Origin of the sequence: Mucilaginibacter rubeus (genome assembly GCF_003286415.2) — a bacterium.
GTDB lineage: Bacteria > Bacteroidota > Bacteroidia > Sphingobacteriales > Sphingobacteriaceae > Mucilaginibacter > Mucilaginibacter rubeus_A.
The window spans coordinates 7,212,853-7,232,688 of record NZ_CP043450.1 but is presented as its reverse complement, the minus strand read 5'-3'; the positions used below and the strand labels follow the sequence as shown (position 1 = coordinate 7,232,688).

Sequence of the window (19,836 nt, the reverse complement as noted above, 5' to 3'; positions counted from 1 at the left end):
GCCCCTCTTAAATTACGCATTGCGCTCAACAATAGATATATTAACTATTGTATAACAATTATGAATAAAATTAACAAACAGTTTACTTTATTCTTTGTTTATTGCAATTGAAACTTAAACACTATATCTATATGAAACACAAACAACTCCTGCTCAGCTTATTAACCATAGCTGGTTTAGTCACGGGCTTTAATGCCAATGCACAATTTGGAAGCTTACTGCAAAAAGCAAAAGACAAAGCCGCCCAAAAAGCCAGCGATGCTTTTGATAAAAAAACCTCATCACCATCATCTTCTTCCTCCTCATCATCATCAACTTCCGGCGCACCTAAAAGCAATAAGGTAATCATTAATTCGGGATTTGATTTTGTTTCGGGTGATACCGTATTATTTTCCGAAGATTTTTCAAACATCCCGGTAGGCTCGTCGGCCAAAACGTTTAAAACCAATGGATCTGCCACCATAGTTTCTGTTGGCGGGGAAAGCGGCAAATGGCTGGCCCTTGCAGATAACGCTACCTACAAATTCACCAAACAGCTTTTTTATCCAAAACACTTCACTGTTGAATTTGATATCCTTGCGGCTGCAGATAAAATAAGCGATATCTACCCGGTAAATTTTGGTTTTGTAACCGATAACAGCGTTCGAGATTATATCAGCAGTGGCGGCGCTTACGTTGCCCTTAAATATTATAACAATGATGATGTATCTATAAACAGCGAGTTCCTGAGTAAATACCTCAACAGCACCTTTGATTTAACCACGTTTACCAACCGCAAAATGCACGTTTCATTAGTGGTTGATGGCGACAGGATGGTGGTTTATCTTGATCAAACCAAACTGGCAGATACCATGGCCTTTATGCCCACAACAGCAAAAAACCTATATATAAGTGCTCCAATGCAATACAAAAACGGATCAAAAGTATTGGTGAGCAACTTCAGGATCATGGGTTTTAAAAAGGTTTAAGACTAAATTATCGTCGAAGCATATTATAGAGCCGAGACTTACGAAGTTTCAAAAACTTCGTAAATAAAAAACGTCATTGCGAGGAACGAAGCAATCCTAAACTTTACAGGGTGGACCTGCTAATCGGGGATTGCTTCGTTCCTCGCAATGACGCTTCTTATTATGCTGCTTATTATACTATTTAGCCGTCAACACCAACGTTTTACTTTGTAAACCATCAGCCGATGCAGTTAAAGTTATCGTACCGGCTTTTTCTTTAGCCTGAACAATAGCAAGTGCAAGACCATGGAACGCCTTGCGATAATCTGCCTTGAACGGATCATGGCTAACAGGATCGCCGTTATCAACGCTTGCTATAAAGCCTTCGCCATTGATTTTAAAGTTTACTTTATTATTGGCATCGGGCACAACATTACCGTCTTTATCTAATATTTTCACGGTAACAAATGACAGGTCCTTACCATCGGCTTTAATTTGTGAACGATCTGCAATCAGTTCAATTTTAGCAGGAGCGCCGGCGGTATGAATTTCGCGCATTAAAACTGTTTTGCCGTTTTTACGTGATACAGCCTTAAGCGTTCCCGGTTCAAATTTCACACGCCACATTACGTGCAGGTCGTCGCCGGTTTTCTTTTGGATTCCTACTGATTTACCGTTCAGGTAAAGCTCAACTTCATCGGCATTGTTGTAATATGCCCAGATATCGATCATTTTACCCGGCTCCCAGTTCCAGTGCGGGAAAATATGCAGTACAGGTTTCTTTGTCCACTCGCTTTGATACATGTAGTAAACATCCTTAGGGAAACCTGCCAGATCAATAATACCAAAGTATGAACTGCGCGACGGCCATGAATACGGAGTTGGTTCGCCAAGGTAATCAAAGCCTGTCCAGATGTACATTCCCGAAAGGAAATCATACTTTTTCATGACCTTCCAGGTCATTTCATGCGTTGAGCCCCAAGGTGGCCGGGTGTTGTCATATGCCGAAACATTGTTACCCTCTCTTACAAAAGGCTTATCCCAGCTGGTAGGCCAAACACGGATACTGTCTGATGGCATTTCATAATATCCCCTTGTTTCTAAGCCTGAGGTAGTTTCGGTGGCTATAAACTTTTTACCTGGGTAACGGTCGTGAAATTTGGCATAATCAAATTCGTGATAATTATAGCCAACCAGGTCGATAGCACCGGACTTAACTATCTTGTTGGTAGTATCCGGACGGTCATTTGCCGTAGTAAGCGGACGGGTTTTATCCAAACTGTGAACAATGGCCGCCAGCTCCGGAGCGATACGTAACGCGCTGCTATCTGCTTGCTGAGGGATCTCGTTTCCGATACTCCAGATCATAACGCTGGGGTGATTACGGTCGCGTTTGATCTGATCTTCCAAATCACGTTTATGCCATTCTTTAAAAAACAGGTGATAATCGTAAGTAGCTTTTTTCCACTCCCAGCAATCAAATGCTTCATCCATGACAATAAAGCCCATTTTATCACAAAGGTCAAGCAGTTCGGGTGCCGGAGGATTGTGCGATGTACGGATGCCGTTGCAACCCATAGCTTTCAGCATTTGTAACTGACGCTCAAGTGCACGGTTGTTCAAAGCAGCACCAAGACTGCCCAGATCGTGGTGATCACATACACCCAGGATCTTCATCGGTTTGCCATTCAGGCTGAAACCTTTATCCGCGTCGAAGTTAAAATAGCGGATACCTACAGTAGTGGTGTATTCATCCAATACCGCTTTGCCTTCAATCAACTGGGTAACGGCTTTGTACAGATAAGGACGTTCTACCGACCAAAGCACCGGATTTTTAACAGTAAGTGTATTAGTTATTGTTAATGATGTGTCTTTACTTTGTGCGGAAGATAAAGCATCGCCACCTAATGATACCGGCTTACCGGCAGCATCATAAAGTTTGGTACTTATCTGTAGTCCGGGTTTCGTTTGGTAATTATGTAATTGCACCTGCACATTTACTTTGGCAGAAGCACTGCTAACATCAGTTGTGGTTACATAAGTGCCCCAATGATCAATAGCGGTTTTATTAGTGGTAACCAGCCACACATTACGATAAATCCCCGATCCCGAATACCATCGTGAGTTTGGCTGTACCGAGTTATCAACCTTAACAGCAATAACATTGTTACCCCCGAAATTTAAGTAAGGCGTAAGTTCATACCTGAACGAAATATACCCGTTTGGCCTAAAACCTAAGTGATGGCCATTGATCCAAACATCACTTTTTTGATATACGCCATCAAAATCAATATAAACCAGTTTACCTTTTGATGAAGCCGGCACGGTAAATGTTTTACGGTACCAGCCTATACCACCGGGCAAAGCACCACCTTCGGGCGTGGCGGGGTTATCCTTTGAAAACGTACCTTCAATGCTCCAGTCATGCGGGAGGTTTAACGTGCGCCATTTACTATCGTCAAGCGTTGTTTTTTCGCCGTTTTCAACAGCGCCGAGATTAAAGCGCCAGCTTTTATCAAAATCGAGTTTCTGCCGGGTTTGGGCAAAAGGCTTCAGGGCGGCCAGCATCAGCATAGCAAGCAGGCACGCGCGCAGGTAAACCTTAGCACCATGGGATTTTATTGATGACATAATATCAGTTTGGATTAATTGTATTTTCGACACTAAATTATAAATAATAGCCAAAAACCAAAGGAATATAACACAATCGTCTTGAATTTTCATTTCTTGCGGTTGGTGGTAGTGCCTACAGCGCCTTCAATCCATATCTAAATAACAAAACGGCCCCGATTTTCATCGAGGCCGTTTTTGTTAATAAGTGTCTTTAATGAACCCTATTGGTTTTATATACCGCCAGCGGGCCATCTATAACATCAGTTATTTGTTGGCTGAATAACTGAAAATGTTCGCGTTTAACATGCTCATCAAGCCCTTCCTGACTGGCCCAGGTTTCGTGAAAAATAAACTGGGTTTCATCTGTTGTTGATTGATACAGCTCGTATTGCAAACAAGCTTCTTCCTGGCGGGATGCTGCTACCAGCTTATCCAAAAACTCTTTCATTTGGGCGGTAGTGCCGGCCTTACACTTCACTAAGGCTGTTAAGTAAATTTTCATGGTTTGGGTTGTTTTGAGTAAATAGATTATTTAAATGCTCCTGGTAGCGTTGCAGGTTCTCCTCAATATTAGCGTTTTTCATTACATCATAAAAGTGGATACTGTCTAATTGCTGCATGCCGGTAAAGGCGTTCATACGGTGAAAACCAAACATTGGGCCTTCATCAACGCTGTGCTCATTAAAAAATTCACCAGGCAGCGTGAAAGCTGTAACCGGAGCATTCCACGAGGTGGTAAGCATATACTTTTTGCCGTGCATCAACCCTCCCGTACCGTAGTTAATACCTGGGTTTTCGGCTGTGCGGCCATCGCTGCGGTAAATACCGTTTTGGTAACCGGCAGTGAAAACCTCGTCTATATATTTTTTTAAAGCATGCGGTACCTGGAACCACCAAACTGGGGTATGGTAAATAATAATATCGGCCCATTTATAGTTTTCGGCTTCCTGCATAGCATCGTACGCATGATTAACATCGGTTGAGCGTACTTCAAAATCAGGATGTTCAGTAAAATATTGTACTGTGGTATCTAATAATGTTTTGTTAAACTTTCCGCCGGAGTGCCCGAAGATCTGTCCGCCGTTTATTACAAATATGTTCTTCATTTATTTTCGTGTTTTAATTTTTGTCAAAATTACGGCCCGATCATCTACTATTAAAATAGTATAATTTATACTTTTGTATTATAATTATAATAGATTGACTATGGTTAATTTTGAATGGTTCCGCACGTTTAAGGCGATATATGAAACCGGTTCGCTAACCGGGGCGGCCGAAGCCTTGTTTATCTCCCAGCCGGGGGTGAGCCTGCATCTAAGCTCATTGGAGAGCTATGTAGGCTATAAACTGTTTGATCGCACTTCGCGCAAAATGGTATCTACCGAGCGGGGCAAGATCCTGTATAATTACATCCAGGAGTCTATCAGCAAACTGGAAGAAGCCGAGCGGCATTTCCATAAAAGCACCGAAAAGGATGTGCCCACCATAAGTATAGGAATGTGCTTTGAAACTTTTCAGTTTACGCTCGAATCATATCTGCCTACGCTGCCTTTTAATGTGATCATCAAATTTGGCGAATACCCCGAAATGCTGGCCGATCTGGACGGCGGTATCCTCGACATGATTGTAACGCCTCATAAAGGCGACTATAAAGGCCTGGAGTATAAACCGTTTTTTAAAGAGCGGATAGTAGTGCTGGCCGGGGCACAAACCCCAACCGAAGAGTTTAACGAACTGCTGAAGACTAAAAACCTTAACCAGATCCAAACCTGGCTCAAGGCTCAAACCTGGTACGGTTCATCGGGCGATATGGAGCACCTGCGGCGCTTTTGGCATATTAACTTTGGTAAACGCCCCGATTTTAAGCCCAATTTTATTGTACCTAATATGGGCTCCATTATCCGCTGCCTGAGCGATGGTAAAGGGATAGCGGTAATCCCGGACTTTCTCTCCAAAAAGGAACGCGACAGCGGCAACATCAAATTGCTTTGGGAAGGATATAATAAGATAGAAAACACATTGTATTTCGGCACACGCAAAAAGTCTATCTACGCAGAGCAGGTGGGCATGATCCAGGAAATTTTTGAGCGGGAGATGGTGTGAGGAGTTAAAAACTTAAATCATGTCATTGCGAGGAGGAACGACGAAGCAATCGCATGCTATACAGAGCGGCCCTGCTCCCGTGCGGTTGCCACGCTTCGCTCGCAATGACATGATTTTGCTTAACAGCAAACCTCAGTTAATCTGATAGTTGGTTATACCACTGGCGTTGCGGTAAAAATGCTGGTATAATATTTACGATAGGCAAACAACAGAAATACCTGTAAAATTATAACGGCAGATCCAACGGGAACACCCGCCGGTGCCAAAATGGCATGAAACAGGAAAATATTAAGCGAAATAGGCAGTAGCACCAATACAAATAACGCGGTAAAGCGATTAATGAGCAGGAAAAAACCGCTTGTTATTTCTATTACCTTCATGTACTGAAAAAAATAGCCCGAACCAAACAATCCGCCGCTAAAAGCCTGTGCTTTATCTGTCATAGGCGGCTGGGCCATATGCAGGAACTGGAAAAAGAAGTTTAAACCAAACACCACGAAGATGAGGCCCAACAAAAGACGGGCAATTAACACTGCAATTTTCATAATTAATAGGTTTAATATAAGGTTAAACACTAAGTTTAGTAATTTAATTGACATATTCAAATCCCCTCATACCTAACCGTTTAAACAGGCATTACTTTTGACTAAACGGGATATATGAACATTCAAAAAATAACTTTCGGCAACGGTTGCTTTTGGTGCACCGAAGCCGTTTTCCAATCGCTTAAAGGTGTAACATCAGTAACTTCAGGCTATATGGGTGGTAAGGTTATAAACCCAACTTATGAGCAGGTTTGCACAGGCGCTACCGGCCACGCCGAAGTGATCCACCTGGAATATGATGCCGATGTGATTTCATTTGATGAACTGTTGCTGGTTTTCTTTAAAACCCATAACCCAACAACGCTAAACCGTCAGGGTAATGATGTGGGCACACAATATCGTTCGGCTATTTTCTATTACAATGATGAGCAAAAACAGGCTTCAGAGGCAATGATCAAAACGCTTACCAACGAGCACGTTTTTGACGATCCTATTGTTACCGAAATAACCCCGGCAAGTGAGTTTTACAGCGCCGAAGATTATCATCAGAACTATTTTAACGATAATCCTAACAAGTCGTACTGCGCGTTTGTTATCCAGCCAAAACTCAATAAATTTGCCAAAGAGTTTAAGGATAAAATAAAACCGGAGTTGTTATAAAGAGGCATGTTATGCTGAGCTTGTCGAAGCATGGTGGATAAGCCCCTTCGCACCGGTCTTCGACAGGCTCAGACTGACATCCCCCTTTAATCAACCATCATGAAAAAAAGCTATAGCTATCTACTTTCAGGCCTGTTATTATTCAGCGCCTGCTCATCAGTTAAAAAAACTGCCAGTTCAAATACCGGTATCACTAATGACGGTAAAATCTGGGCTTCATTATGGCAGCAACGAGCGGCAGAGTATAAGGCATTGTGCTTCCAGGCCTATAATATAGCTAAGTTTAGGGTTGACGAGGGCATTAAAAATCCCGGCGATAAACCGCTGGCCATTGTTACCGACATTGACGAAACCTTACTGGATAACAGTCCTTACGACGCACACCGCGCCCTGCAAAATTTAGATTACAGCGACGCCACCTGGAAACAGTGGACAGATAAAGCCATAGCCGATACCGTACCTGGTGCACCCGCCTTTTTCAAATACGCGGCATCAAAAGGTATCACTATATTTTACATCACCAACCGTAACGAAAACGAGCGGGCGAGTACTTTAAAAAATTTACAACTGTACAGCTTGCCTTTTGCCGACGATGAGCATTTGCTTCTCAAAACCTCGTCTTCAAGCAAGGAGGCACGAAGGCTTAATGTTTTAAAAACACATCAAATCCTGCTGCTCTGCGGCGACAACCTGCCCGATTTCGATATGCTGTATGATAATCATCCGGCGGAGGATAACAGGATAACAACTACACAAAGATTGCAAAACGAGTTTGGCAGCAGGTATATTGTTATTCCCAACCCTTCGTACGGCGATTTTGAAGGTGCGCTGTTTCAATTCAATTACAAGCTTACCCCTGCCCAAAAAGATTCTGTTATCCGGGCTAAGATCAAATCCGATCAATAAGACAGGGCTCATTTAACGGTTGATGGGTGGCGGCCATCGGGTTACGTGATATAACTTAGTTGCATGCAATTACGTATATTTACACAATTATACACCCCGGGTTGTAATTATTTTAGTTGGCTAAAAGCTTTTTACTTAGTTTAATAAAATAATTAAATGTTTGGATGGTGTCATAATGTTGTGGCAAAATGTGCATAAAACGCAAATAAATTGCAAATTTGCATACTGCATTATTCAGTTAACCCCCTGTTTAACTATGAGTGATAGAACTATTCTGGTTTGGTTTAGAAATGACTTGCGTATTCACGATAACGAAATTTTGTTAGAAGCTGTTCGCAAGGCTGATAAAGTACTGCCGGTTTATTGTTTCGATCCTTATTATTTTCAGCCAACATCAAGTGGCGCTCCAAAAACAGGGAGTTTCCGGGCAAGGTTTTTATTGGAAGCCGTTGCCGATCTCCGGAAAAACTTACAGGGCTTTGGTGCCGAACTTATGATCCGCATTGGTAACCCTTCAGATGTGATCCCGCAGCTTGCCGAAGAATATCACGTAAATGAGGTTTACCATCACCGTGAAGTGGCTTATGAAGAAACCAACATTTCTGAAGAGGTTGAAGCAGCCCTGTGGAAAATGAGGCTTAACCTCAAACATTTTATCGGCCATACCATGTACCATAAGGAAGATCTTCCTTTCCCGATAAAAGATATCCCCGATAGCTTCGCGGTTTTTAAAAAGAAAGTGGAACGCGATAGCAATGTTCGTTCATGTGTATCAACTCCTGATCATATCAGCGTTCCTGAAATTACAGATGCGGGTGAATTGCCGACCTTACAGCAGTTAGGCTTAACCGAACCCGTTGATGATCCCCGTGCTGCCGAATATTTCCAGGGTGGTGAAACTGCAGCGCTGGTACAAATGCATAAGTACTTTTCGCAACTTGATATTGCTATAAAGCAAAAAAATGGCCGTAATGGCACCGAGTTTTCTTCAAAACTTTCTCCTTGGCTTTCTATAGGTTGTATATCACCGCGCCAGGTTTACTGGGAAATTCAGAAGTATGGCAGCAATGGTAACTTGTTAAAGCTTGAATTGCTTTGGCGCGATTATTTCAGGTTCATGTTTAAAAAGCATGGACAAAAATTCATCAAAGCCAAAGATGAAGTGCAGGACCTTGCACCCGATGCTGAACTACTGCTCCAGAAATGGAAAAATGGAGAAACAGGCGTGCCGCTGATAGATGCCGCCATGCACGAGCTTAACGCTACAGGCTTCATCAGCAATCAAAACCGGCAGGTGGTAGCCGGTTACCTCGTAAATACCCTCAAGGCCGACTGGACCCAGGGCGCCGCTTATTTTGAAGAAAAACTGATTGATTACTCGCCGGCTAGCAACTGGGGAAACTGGGCCTTTATTGCCGGTGTTAATGATGCCAAGGAGAGCAAATATGCCATAGCTACCAAGCTTCCTAAAGAGCTTGAAGCCAAAACCGATTTTGTTAATACCTGGCAACCTTCATCTATAGATGAGGCAGGAGACCTGGTTGGTGTTTGAATAATATCTTTTTTATTTTTCTAAACCCTCACCTTACGGGTTTGAGCAAGAGGTTGAATTAACTATTTCCGTTATTAAGTACCCTGATTGTGACTGGTCGTAATAGGACAGTATTCCCAGTGAAAGCTTTTTTGTTAAATTTTAACACAAATTCCACATCATCGTAACCAACAGTTGGCTTTAATTCATACTTCGTCTCATAATAAACAGGAATCAAAAGAGAAATACCTTTGTATGATTTTGATTTCACCCATTGATCTGCAATTGATCTGAATTTTTTAATATTTTGTTCAAATTCAGCTTTAAACAAACTATCGGCACTATCAGAAAAACGTATATCTGTGATACTCCCTTTTTTACTGACATCTATTTTTAGTGTCGTAAAAGTTGGCTTGAGGCTTTTCTTCCAATAATAAGGATTATTGTAAGTGTTATAAATTGCGCGGTATATCCTCCCTGTTGTAACATCGCTATCTGATTGCAGATTAGATTGGGAGCCGTTTTTAATATAGCCAATGCACCAACCCGGCACATTATTGAGCGCCAAAAATGATATCATCATTATCAGCTTTATGCAATAATTGTTTTTTTTCATTGTGTTGATATTAATTGATTTTAATGGCATCTGGTACCAAGAGAGCCTACTGAATAAGCAGAATTAATAGCAGCGAAATCTCCTGATAACTTCATATCATTTTGAATTTGAGTCCGAAACGAATCTGTTAACTGTAGCCCCCCTAAAGAAAGGTTTTTTGCATCAACTTCGGTTAAATTGGGGAACATCACTCTTAATGAGGATGCCATTTTTGATACATAATTTATAATCATACTTTCATGCTGTTCATCTGCAACAATTCCTTGTGAATCCATATAAGCATGTAGCGCTTCGTGCATAATCACCCGAGCTATATATTCTTGAGAATAATTAGGCAGCAAATTTACGTTAAGCTGTATACTCGCATCAAGAGCTCCATTAACAATCCCATCATTAGGTAAAGTTGCGCCATCAGCATAACTCGGTAAAGTATTGACATCTTCAAAAGCAAGATTTATGGTTGTGGACTCTCCAAATACACCTTTAATTAAACTATTAATCTGAGTGCTTACGCCAGAAACTATTGTTTGATCGACCATGCTGCGTAAACAAGGATTTTTTACATTGTTCGTTATTGTTTGACTTGTTGTTTGTCCACCATGTGGGCATGGCTCCCCGCCTGGTGGAGGAAAACCACCACCGCCATCAATTGGCTGAACTTTTTGCACCTGTACACCATCTGCTTGTAGCGTTCCTGTGTTATTAACACTTTCAGCAGCAGCAGGGTTACATGGCGTTGGGGGAGGTGTAGTACTTCCTCCTCCGCCACCACCGCCACCCGTGTTAGGATCGCCTTCATCACATGTAGTACCAATATAATCAGAACTTACCAATACATCATCAACATAAGTATCAATATACCAATCGGTGCAGTTAGTGGGAGCCTGTGTAAGATCAGGAGTTAATTTGTTCACGCTGGTACTTTGTACTTTTTGTCTCCCACCTGATTGATCTGAGGTTTTGGTAACAAGCTTGCCGTTCTTATAACAATATCCATTCAAATAGTTACCCTGGGGCGTAAAATAAAGCACAAGGCCACCAAAGTTATCATCATGTTTATGGTAGGTGTTATTGCCAAGTTTCGACAGATTACTCCCGACATAAGCCGAATCGGCAATAACCATCATTACATACGCCTCATACTTATTGCCGTCATTCAGCAACAAAAAATAACTCCGGCTATATTTTTTATTCAGACTATATTTTCCAACTTTTAACCCAGAGCTAAATTTACTTCCGGGATCAACCGGCATTTCAATCACATTCTTATTAAGCTTTGTATAACTATCCGGATGCTGCCAATCTGGCTTAATACGCTGGTTCCAATCGGTATTTGTATTAGTGGCTTGTACAGCTAAATTACCCTGGTTTGCTAAATATGTACCTTCATACCAGGTTTTGGCTTTATTTATTGCAGGATCAGTAATTACCTGCGGTGATGACGAAAAATCCTTTTTACAACTGCCAACAATCACAGCAAGTATTAAAACAAACGATAAGGCTAAGGTTAATTTTCCATAAATTGGAAATATTTTAAATTTCAACATATCATATAAGGTTTAGTTGCATTAAAGATAGCAATATTTCAATGATATATACTTATCATATAAATATATATCATTAATTAACACCGTAGACTTAATAATGCAATGGCTAAAAATAAAACCAACAATATTGCTGTTTATATGTATGTAACATAATTTAACTACCATCATGTAAAATCAACACAAACAATTAGAAATTAATTATAAAGTATATAGTCCCTTATGCTTACTTTTGTACCGTTTTAAAGACAATTTCACATGGATCGTCTCAATTATATAAATAGCGGAAACGCTGCCTACATATCTTCCCTATACGAACAGTACAAACAGGAACCGGAATCAGTCGATTACGGATGGCAAAAATTCTTTGAAGGATTTGATTTTGGTAAAGACACTGATGCCTCTGCCGCAATTGCACCATCTGCTGTTGGTGAAGCTACTCCTGAACATTTCTTAAAGGAGATCAACGTATTAAACATGATAGATGGTTACCGCTCGCGCGGGCATTTGTTTGCAAAAACAAACCCGGTTCGCGAACGCCGCCATTATTTCCCGGGCAAAGAGCTTGAAACTTTTGGTTTAAGCGACGCCGACCTTGACACTGTTTTTAACGCCGGTGTTGAAGTTGGTTTAGGCGCGGCCAAATTGCGTGACATTCGTCAGCTGCTTGAGGATACTTATTGCCGTTCAATAGGTACAGAGTATAAATACATCCGCAACCCTATTAAAATAAAATGGTTTGAAGAGCGGATGGAAAGCCGTCGCAATACCCCTTCTTTCACCCTTGATGAAAAGAAGGAAATGTTGAGCAAACTAAACGAAGCTGTAACTTTCGAAAACTTTTTAGGTACCAAATTCCTTGGTCAAAAACGTTTCTCGTTAGAAGGCGCAGAAGCACTGATCCCTTCAATGGACTCGGTAATTAAAAAAGGTGCCGATCTGGGTATCGAAGAGTTCATCATCGGTATGGCGCACCGCGGTCGTTTGAATGTGTTGACCAATATCATGGAGAAAACCTATAAAGAGGTATTCTCTGAGTTTGAAGGTAAAAACTACGATTCAGAATCACCATTTGGTGGTGACGTGAAATACCATTTAGGTTTTTCAACCGACGTGCATACCAAAAGCGGCAAAAAAGTTCACCTGAGCCTTTGCCCTAACCCATCGCACCTGGAGGCTGTTGATCCGGTTGTTGAGGGTATTACCCGTTCAAAAATCGACTTTAAATATGGCGGCGACCATTCAAAGATCGCTCCGATCCTGATTCATGGCGATGCTTCAATTGCCGGTCAGGGTATCGTATATGAAGTTTTACAAATGGAAAAACTGGATGGCTACCGCACTGGTGGTACCATTCACCTTGTTATTAACAACCAGATAGGTTTTACCACTAACTATAAAGACGCGCGCTCAAGTACTTACTGTACCGATGTTGCCAAAACTGTGCTTTCGCCGGTTTTCCACGTAAATGGTGACGATGTTGAAGCTTTGGCTTATGTTGTAAACCTGGCTATGGAATACAGGCAGGTATTTAATGAGGATGTTTTTATCGATATCCTTTGCTATCGCCGCTATGGCCACAATGAAGCTGATGAGCCTAAATTCACCCAGCCATTGTTATACAAAGCTATCGATGCCCATCCAAACCCGCTTAAAATCTACAATCAAAAACTGATTGACGAAGGCAGCATTAATGCTGAATATCTTAAAGGCATCGAAAAAGCCTTTAAAGATGAGTTACAGCAAAAACTTGACGAAGTAAAATCAGAAGAAAGGTTTACCGATACCATCGCCATGTTTGAAGGTGCCTGGAGCGGCCTGCACTTGGCAAGTCACAAAGAGTTAGTAAGAGCTGTTGATACGTCTGTAGCCGAAGAGGAGTTATTGGAAATAGGTAATAAACTAACTGTATTACCTCCTAATAAAGAGTTTTTCAAAAAGATTGAAAAGCTTTTTGAAGACCGCAGCGCAATGGTAAACAAAACCAAAGTATTTGACTGGGCTATGGGCGAGTTACTTGCCTATGGTACCTTGTTGAAAGAAGGTTATCCTATCAGGCTGAGTGGTGAGGACGTAAAACGCGGCACCTTCTCGCATCGCCATGCGGTGTTAACGCTGGTTGATTCGGAAGATGAATTTACCCCGCTTGCTTCCATTAACCCCGAAGCTAAACTAAGCATCTACAACTCTTTATTATCTGAGTATGGTGTTTTAGGCTTCGAATATGGTTACGCGTTGGCAAACCCAACCGCTTTAACCATTTGGGAAGCCCAGTTCGGCGACTTTTTTAACGGTGCACAGATCATTGTTGACCAATACATTGCCAGTGCCGAAACTAAATGGCAGCGTGGTAATGGTTTGGTAATGTTATTGCCTCACGGTTACGAAGGCCAGGGCCCTGAGCACTCATCTGCACGGGTTGAGCGTTTTATGGAGCTTTGTGCCGATGATAATATCCAGGTAGCTAACTGTACTACTCCTGCCAACTTCTTCCATATTTTGCGCAGGCAAATGCACCGCGATTTCCGCAAACCGCTGATCATCTTTACACCAAAAAGCCTGCTGCGCAGCCCTAAATGTGTATCGCCAATTGAAGACTTTACTAATGGTAAATTCCACGAGCTGATTGATGATACTTATGTTGATCCTAAAAAGGTAAAACGCGTATTGCTATGTACCGGTAAAGTATATTATGATCTGTTAGATAAACAGCAGGCCGATAACCGCAAGGATGTAGCTATAGTACGTGTTGAACAACTTTATCCAACCCCGGTTACCCAAATCCTGAAAGTTAAAGCCAAATACGAAAAGGCCGAATTTATCTGGGTACAGGAAGAGCCTGAAAACATGGGTGCATGGCCTTACATTTGCCGCAAATTCCACAATGATAAATTGATTAACCTGAGCGTGATTTCAAGAATCGAGGGTAGCAGTACCGCGACCGGTTTTGCTAAACAGCACGCCGCTCAGCAGTTGTACATCGTGTCAAAAGCTTTTGAAGCACCTGCCGGTAAAACAGTTAAAGAATCAGTAAAAAAAACAACAAAGAAAATGGCTGATGCCGGTGCTGATTGATCAGTCAATAAGCATCCCGACATAATCCATTAAAAAATATAAAATCTACAAACTACAATATGAGCTTAGCGATTAAGGTGCCTACCGTAGGCGAATCAATTACTGAAGTAACCCTTGCAAGCTGGAAAAAGAAAGACGGAGACCATGTGGAAATGGACGAAGTTATTGCCGAGCTGGAATCAGACAAGGCTACTTTTGAGCTTACTGCCGAAAAAGCCGGTACTTTAAAAATCGTTGCCAATGAAGGCGATGTATTAGCCATTGGCGCTGTTGTTGCCAATATTGAAGATGGTGGCGCGCAAGCTGCTGCTCCGGCCGCACAACCACAGGCAGAAGTTGTAGCCAATGCACCTGCTCCGGCACCAGTTGCCGCCGAGCCTGTTGCTGCCGCCCCTGCTTCGTCAGGTGCATCAGTTGAAATTAAGGTACCTCCGGTTGGTGAATCTATCACCGAAGTTACTTTATCACGCTGGATCAAAAAAGATGGTGAAGCAGTTGCTATGGATGAAGCTATTGCCGAACTGGAATCAGATAAAGCTACATTTGAACTTACTGCAGAAAAAGCAGGTACATTAAAAACTATTGCTAAAGAAGGTGATGTATTGCCTATTGGTGCCGTAGTTTGTACTATTGAAGGCGCAGGCGCTTCTGCTCCTGCAGCTACCCCGGTTACTCCTGCAGTAGTTAGCGCTGCTGATGAATCACCTCGTGGTGGTGCAGCTGCCGAAAGTGCTAAAACTTATGCTTCAGGTACACCATCACCTGCTGCCGCTAAAATATTAGCCGAAAAAGGTGTTGATCCAAAATCAGTATCAGGTTCAGGTGTTGACGGCCGTATTACCAAAGGCGATGCCCTTGGTGCGCAGGCCCCTGCAGCCAAAACAGCTGCTCCGGCTGCTCAACCTGCTGCCGCTCCGGTTGCAACCTCTACTGGTGGTGCCAGGGACGAAAAACGTGAGAAAATGACCTCGCTGCGCAAAACCGTTGCTAAACGTTTGGTATCGGTTAAAAATGAAACGGCTATGCTTACTACCTTCAACGAGGTTGATATGCAGCCCATCATGGAATTGCGCGCTAAGTACAAAGATAAATTCAAAGAGAAACACAATGTGGGCTTAGGCTTCATGTCGTTCTTTACCAAAGCAGTTACAGAAGCTTTGAAAGACTGGCCTGCTGTTGGTGCCCGTATTGAAGGTGAAGAGATTGTTTACAGCAATTTTGCTGATATCTCTATCGCTGTTTCTGCCCCTAAAGGTCTGGTTGTGCCGGTTATCCGCAATGCTGATAGCATGAGCCTTGCCGAAATTGAAAAGGCTATTGTGGTACTTGCCGGTAAAGCCCGCGAAAACAAACTGACCATCCCAGAAATGACAGGCGGTACCTTCACCATTACTAACGGTGGTGTATTTGGTTCAATGTTATCAACGCCTATCATTAACGCCCCGCAATCGGCTATTTTAGGTATGCACAACATTATCGAGCGCCCGGTAGCTGTAAACGGACAGGTAGTTATCCGCCCAATGATGTATCTTGCCTTATCATATGATCACCGTATCATTGACGGCCGCGAATCAGTAAGCTTCCTGGTAAGGGTTAAACAATTATTGGAAGATCCTGCAAGGTTGTTGTTAGGCGTTTAATATAAGCTTCAACATATATAAACAACAAAGCCCGACGTTTTCGTCGGGCTTTGTTGTTTATATATACTCTCTTGTTATTGGAAACAAAAAAAGCTCCCGATGGTTAACCGGGAGCCCTTCATTTATTTACTTAGTGATCAGGTTGTATAACTCATCGAGCTTAGGGGTAAGCACGATCTCTATTCGCCTGTTTTTCGCACGGGCTTCGTCAGTAGCAGTAGCATCTATCGGCTGAAACTCGCTCTTACCTGTCGCGGTAAGCCTGTGCGGATCAACACCTTCTGTTTCGGTCAGGTAGCGGGTTACCGAAGTAGCACGTAAAACACTCAGGTCCCAGTTATCTTTGATCTGGCCAAGGTTTTTCACCTTCTTATCATCGGTATGGCCTTCAACTGCCATATTGATATCAGCTTCCTTATTAACTACCGCGGCAAGCTGTTTCAACGCTGCCTTTCCTTTATCGTCAATAATAATACTTCCCGAAGGGAACAATAACTTATCAGCTAATGACACATAAACCTTGCCATTTCTGATATCTACGGTTAATCCACTTTGCTGAAAGCCGTAAAGAGCTTTCTGTAATTTGTCTCGCAGGGCGTTGGTAGCCTCGTCACGTTTCTTTAAAATGTCTTCCACTTCCTTTAAACGTGCTTCGCGTTTTTTCAAATCGGCGGCCAATCTTGTGGTCTGAGCGGCCAATTCGTTAGCTTTTGACGATGTTGCATCAAGGTTACTGTTTAACACACTGTTGTTTTTACGCAGATCGTTAAGCTGCCTGTGCAGGCGCGCCGTATCTGATTGCAGTTGTGCAACCTGTCCTTCTAAATTTGATGTACGTGTGGCTAATGAATCGCGTTCGGCAACAAGGGTTTTGTATGCTTTTGGCGACATGACCTTACATGAGTACATTGTTACACACACAGCAGCGGCTAAAATGCTATATCTAATTTTCATAGTACGTTGGGGTTTTAATATATTATTACGCAAGCGCGTTCTTCAAAAACACATTAAGCGGATGGATCCTGCTGCACATATCAATGATAATTTTCTCCGATCCGGCCTGAGTCAGGTCCTTATCCGTAAGCTTATGCCAACCTACAAAGCTTTTAAGCTTTATCAGGTCGAGATTTTCATTATCGGCGTCGTAACCCTTCGGCAGGGATTTTAGTTGCTCCTGTGCCCTAAAATCGCCAAAGAGCTTAACAAACTCCTTGTCATCTATAATCTTTTTCAGATCGGCCGCATTATAATCAATTTCCTGGCGAATAGCTTTCAAATGCGGGGCTTCTGGCATCCAGTATCCGCCGCCGATAAATGAATTACCGGGCTGGATATGCAGGTAGTACTCAACGCCGCCGCCCTTTAAGCCGGAGGTTGGTAAACTTACCCCGAAATTATTTTTATAAGGCGCCTTATTTTTACTAAAGCGGATATCGCGGTAAATGCGCATCACGCACTTTTTGGCATCAAGGTTTTCATCCATGCCTGCTTCAATTTTACGAACGCCCTCAAGTACCTTGGTGGTAAAATCAATTACATTTTCGCGGGCTTTTTCATAACGCTCTTTATTGGCCGCAAACCATTCGCGACTGTTATGCTCTGCGAGATCTTTTAAAAAATCAAGACTTTCCTGGTATATCATCAGTATCTAAATAGCTTTGGTAATGTATTTTGGGTGATAACCAATACAACAAAAACACACGCGAATATCTGAAATTTACCGGAGCAAGCGCGAAACAGCCTAAAATTATAGCGCCAAGGTATAACCAGGGCGAATCCTGGTTATGGGTTAAAAGATAGGTAAGCCATGCTATGCCTAACGCTTCGCCAACATTTAACGCGTAACTCACATACATGGCGGCGTAAAAGTAGCCCGGCTCTATCTCAAAGAAAAGGTTACAATGCGGGCAGTTAAGATTTATTTTATTGGAGAAACTGTAAGGGCTACCCTTAAACATATCGCCCCGCCTGCAGCGGGGGCATTTACATTTAAGCATAGCCCATGACTTTGGTGTTTGAGACACGTGGAAGTATCTTATAAGATTATGACAACGCCCGTTAACGGGTCGCGATCTTTGTATTAATTCAGATTGAGTTTTTCGGGACGCATTTCAAGCTTAACATCTTTACGACGGTATTTCTTATACCAGATGTAGCCACCTAATGCAACCGCAAAATAAGGCGCGCCCAATAAAAACAGGATGCCGTTATTTAATCCCCTTGTTTTTGAACTACCGCTTTGCGCATTTGTTTCAACTGTTGCAGCACATTGCGCACACTGGGCCTTTACCGGCTCGCGGGCAATCAGCATAAGGCCAAGGGCCATTACAAAAAGGATAACTTTAAAACCTTGTTTCATAGATACAAATTTAACTAATTATAAATTAAAAATGATAAAACGGACGGATCATTAAGTAAACCACAACGCCGCTTGCAGTAACGTATAACCATATCGGGAATGCCCAGCGTACCAGCTTGCGGTGTTTTTCAACCTGCATTTGCAAGCCGCGGTGAAAACTCAATAAGATTAACGGTAAAACGGCCGCGGCAAGTATAATATGGGGCCATAAAATGACTAAGTAAATTGTCCGTAAAGAACCAGCTGAAGCTCTTTCCACATCTGATAATTTTCCATCGCCATTGAGATCACCATAAACAATCTCGTTACGCATCAGGTAATGAAACAGGATATACGATACCAGGAAAAGCGACGACAGGCAGAACGTAACAATGTTAAGACGCTTATGTAAGGTTATATTACCCTGTTTAATTTGATACAGCGACAAAAGCAGCAACACTGTACAGGTACCGTTAAGCACCGCGTTAAGCATGGGCAAATAAGGAGTAAATGCGGGGGCAACTGCCGGACCGGGGATGAGATGCCGGTTCAATAAAACAACAACAGCAATTACAAATATGGTAACACCCGCAACAAAGCGGATTATAAATTTATCGCTCATAATTAATTAATATAGGGCCTTATCAACTTTACGAAGCTCTTCAGCAATAAGCACTTTAATCTCGTCGTTAAGGCGGTTAACCTCGGGGGTTACAGCAGCTTTATAATATCCGCGGATACGATGCTCCTGATCAATCAGCACAAAGTCATCGCTATAAACAAAGTCGTTACCGGCTCTTGCAGCGTTAACAAAAAGACCATTGCGCGCAAAACTGTAAACAGATGAGGTATCACCGCTGCACATCAGCCAGCGGTTTGATTCGGGCTTAAATGTCTGCAGATATTTATCGAGTACTTCCCGGGTGTCACGTTCCGGATCAACGGTAATGGTCAGAAAATAAACCATCTTGTTTTTATAGTACGTTCCTACCAGCCAACTCATGTTTTTATTGATAGTTTGACAAACAGTTGGGCAGTTGGCGTAGAAGAAGTTTACTACAAAGATCTTCCCTTTCAGGGTAGATAAGGTAACCGGTTTACCTTCCTGGTCGGTAAGTTTAAAATCAGGAATGGTGTGGTAAATGGTATCCGGGATATACTTACCGTGAAACTTATGGCCTGTTTTAGCAACCTCCTTGGGGCCGAAAACAGCGAGAGGTTTATACCTGTTTTTACCCTTTGCGTTAAGTAAATAATATAAAAATCCTGGTACTGCTAAGATGAGTACCAGGATCATAATCTTTTTTAAGATGGAAGC

19 protein-coding genes are annotated in these 19,836 nt (G+C 42.3%); 7 read left to right on the top strand and 12 right to left on the bottom strand.

All coding sequences use genetic code 11. From position 1 onward, the window contains the following. The first annotated feature begins 131 nt into the window (after positions 1-131). On the top strand, positions 132-968 hold the full coding sequence (locus DEO27_RS29665; protein WP_112574547.1) for a hypothetical protein: 837 nt from the start codon (positions 132-134) through the stop codon (positions 966-968). 177 nt (positions 969-1,145) lie between these two features. Here DEO27_RS29665 and galB read toward each other — a convergent pair whose 3' ends face one another. From galB to DEO27_RS29650, 3 genes are all read right to left on the bottom strand, one after another. Further along, complete coding sequence (gene galB / locus DEO27_RS29660) at positions 1,146-3,578, bottom strand: beta-galactosidase GalB (RefSeq protein WP_190295275.1); 2,433 nt, start codon at positions 3,576-3,578, stop codon at positions 1,146-1,148. A gap of 193 nt (positions 3,579-3,771) precedes the next feature. Next, a complete protein-coding gene (locus DEO27_RS29655) occupies positions 3,772-4,062 on the bottom strand; it encodes a putative quinol monooxygenase (RefSeq protein WP_112574548.1) in 291 nt (96 codons plus the stop codon). Continuing rightward, positions 4,028-4,666, bottom strand: coding sequence for an NAD(P)H-dependent oxidoreductase (locus DEO27_RS29650; RefSeq protein WP_112574549.1), 639 nt, complete (start codon positions 4,664-4,666; stop codon positions 4,028-4,030). The genes DEO27_RS29655 and DEO27_RS29650 overlap by 35 nt, the downstream gene beginning before the upstream one ends. Before the next feature lie 100 nt (positions 4,667-4,766). Here DEO27_RS29650 and DEO27_RS29645 point away from each other — a divergent pair, with 100 nt between their 5' ends. Further along, a complete protein-coding gene (locus tag DEO27_RS29645; RefSeq protein ID WP_112574550.1) occupies positions 4,767-5,663 on the top strand; it encodes a LysR family transcriptional regulator in 897 nt (298 codons plus the stop codon). A 152-nt stretch (positions 5,664-5,815) separates the two neighbouring features. Here the strand turns inward: DEO27_RS29645 and DEO27_RS29640 are convergent, their stop codons facing one another. Beyond that, positions 5,816-6,208, bottom strand: coding sequence for a DoxX family membrane protein (locus DEO27_RS29640; RefSeq protein ID WP_190295274.1), 393 nt, complete (start codon positions 6,206-6,208; stop codon positions 5,816-5,818). 114 nt (positions 6,209-6,322) lie between these two features. Here DEO27_RS29640 and msrA point away from each other — a divergent pair, with 114 nt between their 5' ends. The 3 genes from msrA to DEO27_RS29625 all read left to right on the top strand — a co-directional run bounded on the left by msrA (position 6,323) and on the right by DEO27_RS29625 (position 9,326). Beyond that, positions 6,323-6,868 (top strand): peptide-methionine (S)-S-oxide reductase MsrA, encoded by a 546-nt coding sequence (gene msrA, locus DEO27_RS29635; RefSeq protein ID WP_112574552.1) that lies wholly within the window; start codon positions 6,323-6,325, stop codon positions 6,866-6,868. A 99-nt stretch (positions 6,869-6,967) separates the two neighbouring features. Continuing rightward, entirely contained in the window at positions 6,968-7,774 is an 807-nt protein-coding gene (locus DEO27_RS29630) for a 5'-nucleotidase, lipoprotein e(P4) family (protein ID WP_112574553.1), read from the top strand. 256 nt (positions 7,775-8,030) lie between these two features. Then, positions 8,031-9,326 carry a DASH family cryptochrome gene (locus DEO27_RS29625; RefSeq protein ID WP_112574554.1) on the top strand — a complete coding sequence of 432 codons (1,296 nt, stop codon included), beginning with the start codon at positions 8,031-8,033 and terminating at the stop codon, positions 9,324-9,326. A gap of 58 nt (positions 9,327-9,384) precedes the next feature. Here DEO27_RS29625 and DEO27_RS29620 read toward each other — a convergent pair whose 3' ends face one another. Further along, the gene (locus DEO27_RS29620) at positions 9,385-9,921 is read right to left on the bottom strand and encodes a hypothetical protein (protein WP_146750102.1); all 537 of its coding nucleotides are present in this window, start codon (positions 9,919-9,921) and stop codon (positions 9,385-9,387) included. Positions 9,922-9,941: 20 nt separating this feature from the next. Continuing rightward, positions 9,942-11,468, bottom strand: a complete 1,527-nt coding sequence (locus DEO27_RS29615; protein WP_112574556.1) for a hypothetical protein — start codon at positions 11,466-11,468, stop codon at positions 9,942-9,944. A gap of 255 nt (positions 11,469-11,723) precedes the next feature. On the opposite strand from DEO27_RS29615, the gene DEO27_RS29610 reads away from it, so the two are divergent. Both DEO27_RS29610 and odhB read left to right on the top strand, forming a co-directional pair. Next, entirely contained in the window at positions 11,724-14,540 is a 2,817-nt protein-coding gene (locus DEO27_RS29610; protein ID WP_112574557.1) for a 2-oxoglutarate dehydrogenase E1 component, read from the top strand. 59 nt (positions 14,541-14,599) lie between these two features. Beyond that, complete coding sequence (gene odhB / locus DEO27_RS29605) at positions 14,600-16,180, top strand: 2-oxoglutarate dehydrogenase complex dihydrolipoyllysine-residue succinyltransferase (protein ID WP_112574558.1); 1,581 nt, start codon at positions 14,600-14,602, stop codon at positions 16,178-16,180. A 126-nt stretch (positions 16,181-16,306) separates the two neighbouring features. Here odhB and DEO27_RS29600 read toward each other — a convergent pair whose 3' ends face one another. The 6 genes from DEO27_RS29600 to DEO27_RS29575 are packed head-to-tail and all read right to left on the bottom strand — an operon-like array spanning position 16,307 to position 19,815. Next, on the bottom strand, positions 16,307-17,134 hold the full coding sequence (locus tag DEO27_RS29600) for an OmpA family protein (protein WP_223818084.1): 828 nt from the start codon (positions 17,132-17,134) through the stop codon (positions 16,307-16,309). A 25-nt stretch (positions 17,135-17,159) separates the two neighbouring features. After that, positions 17,160-17,822 carry a DUF2461 domain-containing protein gene (locus DEO27_RS29595; RefSeq protein ID WP_112574703.1) on the bottom strand — a complete coding sequence of 221 codons (663 nt, stop codon included), beginning with the start codon at positions 17,820-17,822 and terminating at the stop codon, positions 17,160-17,162. Continuing rightward, the gene (locus tag DEO27_RS29590; protein ID WP_190295273.1) at positions 17,800-18,204 is read right to left on the bottom strand and encodes a DUF983 domain-containing protein; all 405 of its coding nucleotides are present in this window, start codon (positions 18,202-18,204) and stop codon (positions 17,800-17,802) included. Before DEO27_RS29590 ends, DEO27_RS29595 begins: the two co-directional genes overlap by 23 nt. 56 nt (positions 18,205-18,260) lie before the next feature. Further along, entirely contained in the window at positions 18,261-18,539 is a 279-nt protein-coding gene (locus tag DEO27_RS29585; protein WP_112574705.1) for a hypothetical protein, read from the bottom strand. Positions 18,540-18,564: 25 nt separating this feature from the next. Then, the gene (locus DEO27_RS29580; protein WP_112574706.1) at positions 18,565-19,140 is read right to left on the bottom strand and encodes a DUF420 domain-containing protein; all 576 of its coding nucleotides are present in this window, start codon (positions 19,138-19,140) and stop codon (positions 18,565-18,567) included. A 6-nt stretch (positions 19,141-19,146) separates the two neighbouring features. Further along, positions 19,147-19,815 (bottom strand): SCO family protein, encoded by a 669-nt coding sequence (locus DEO27_RS29575; RefSeq protein WP_223818083.1) that lies wholly within the window; start codon positions 19,813-19,815, stop codon positions 19,147-19,149. Between the last annotated feature and the right edge of the window lie 21 nt (positions 19,816-19,836).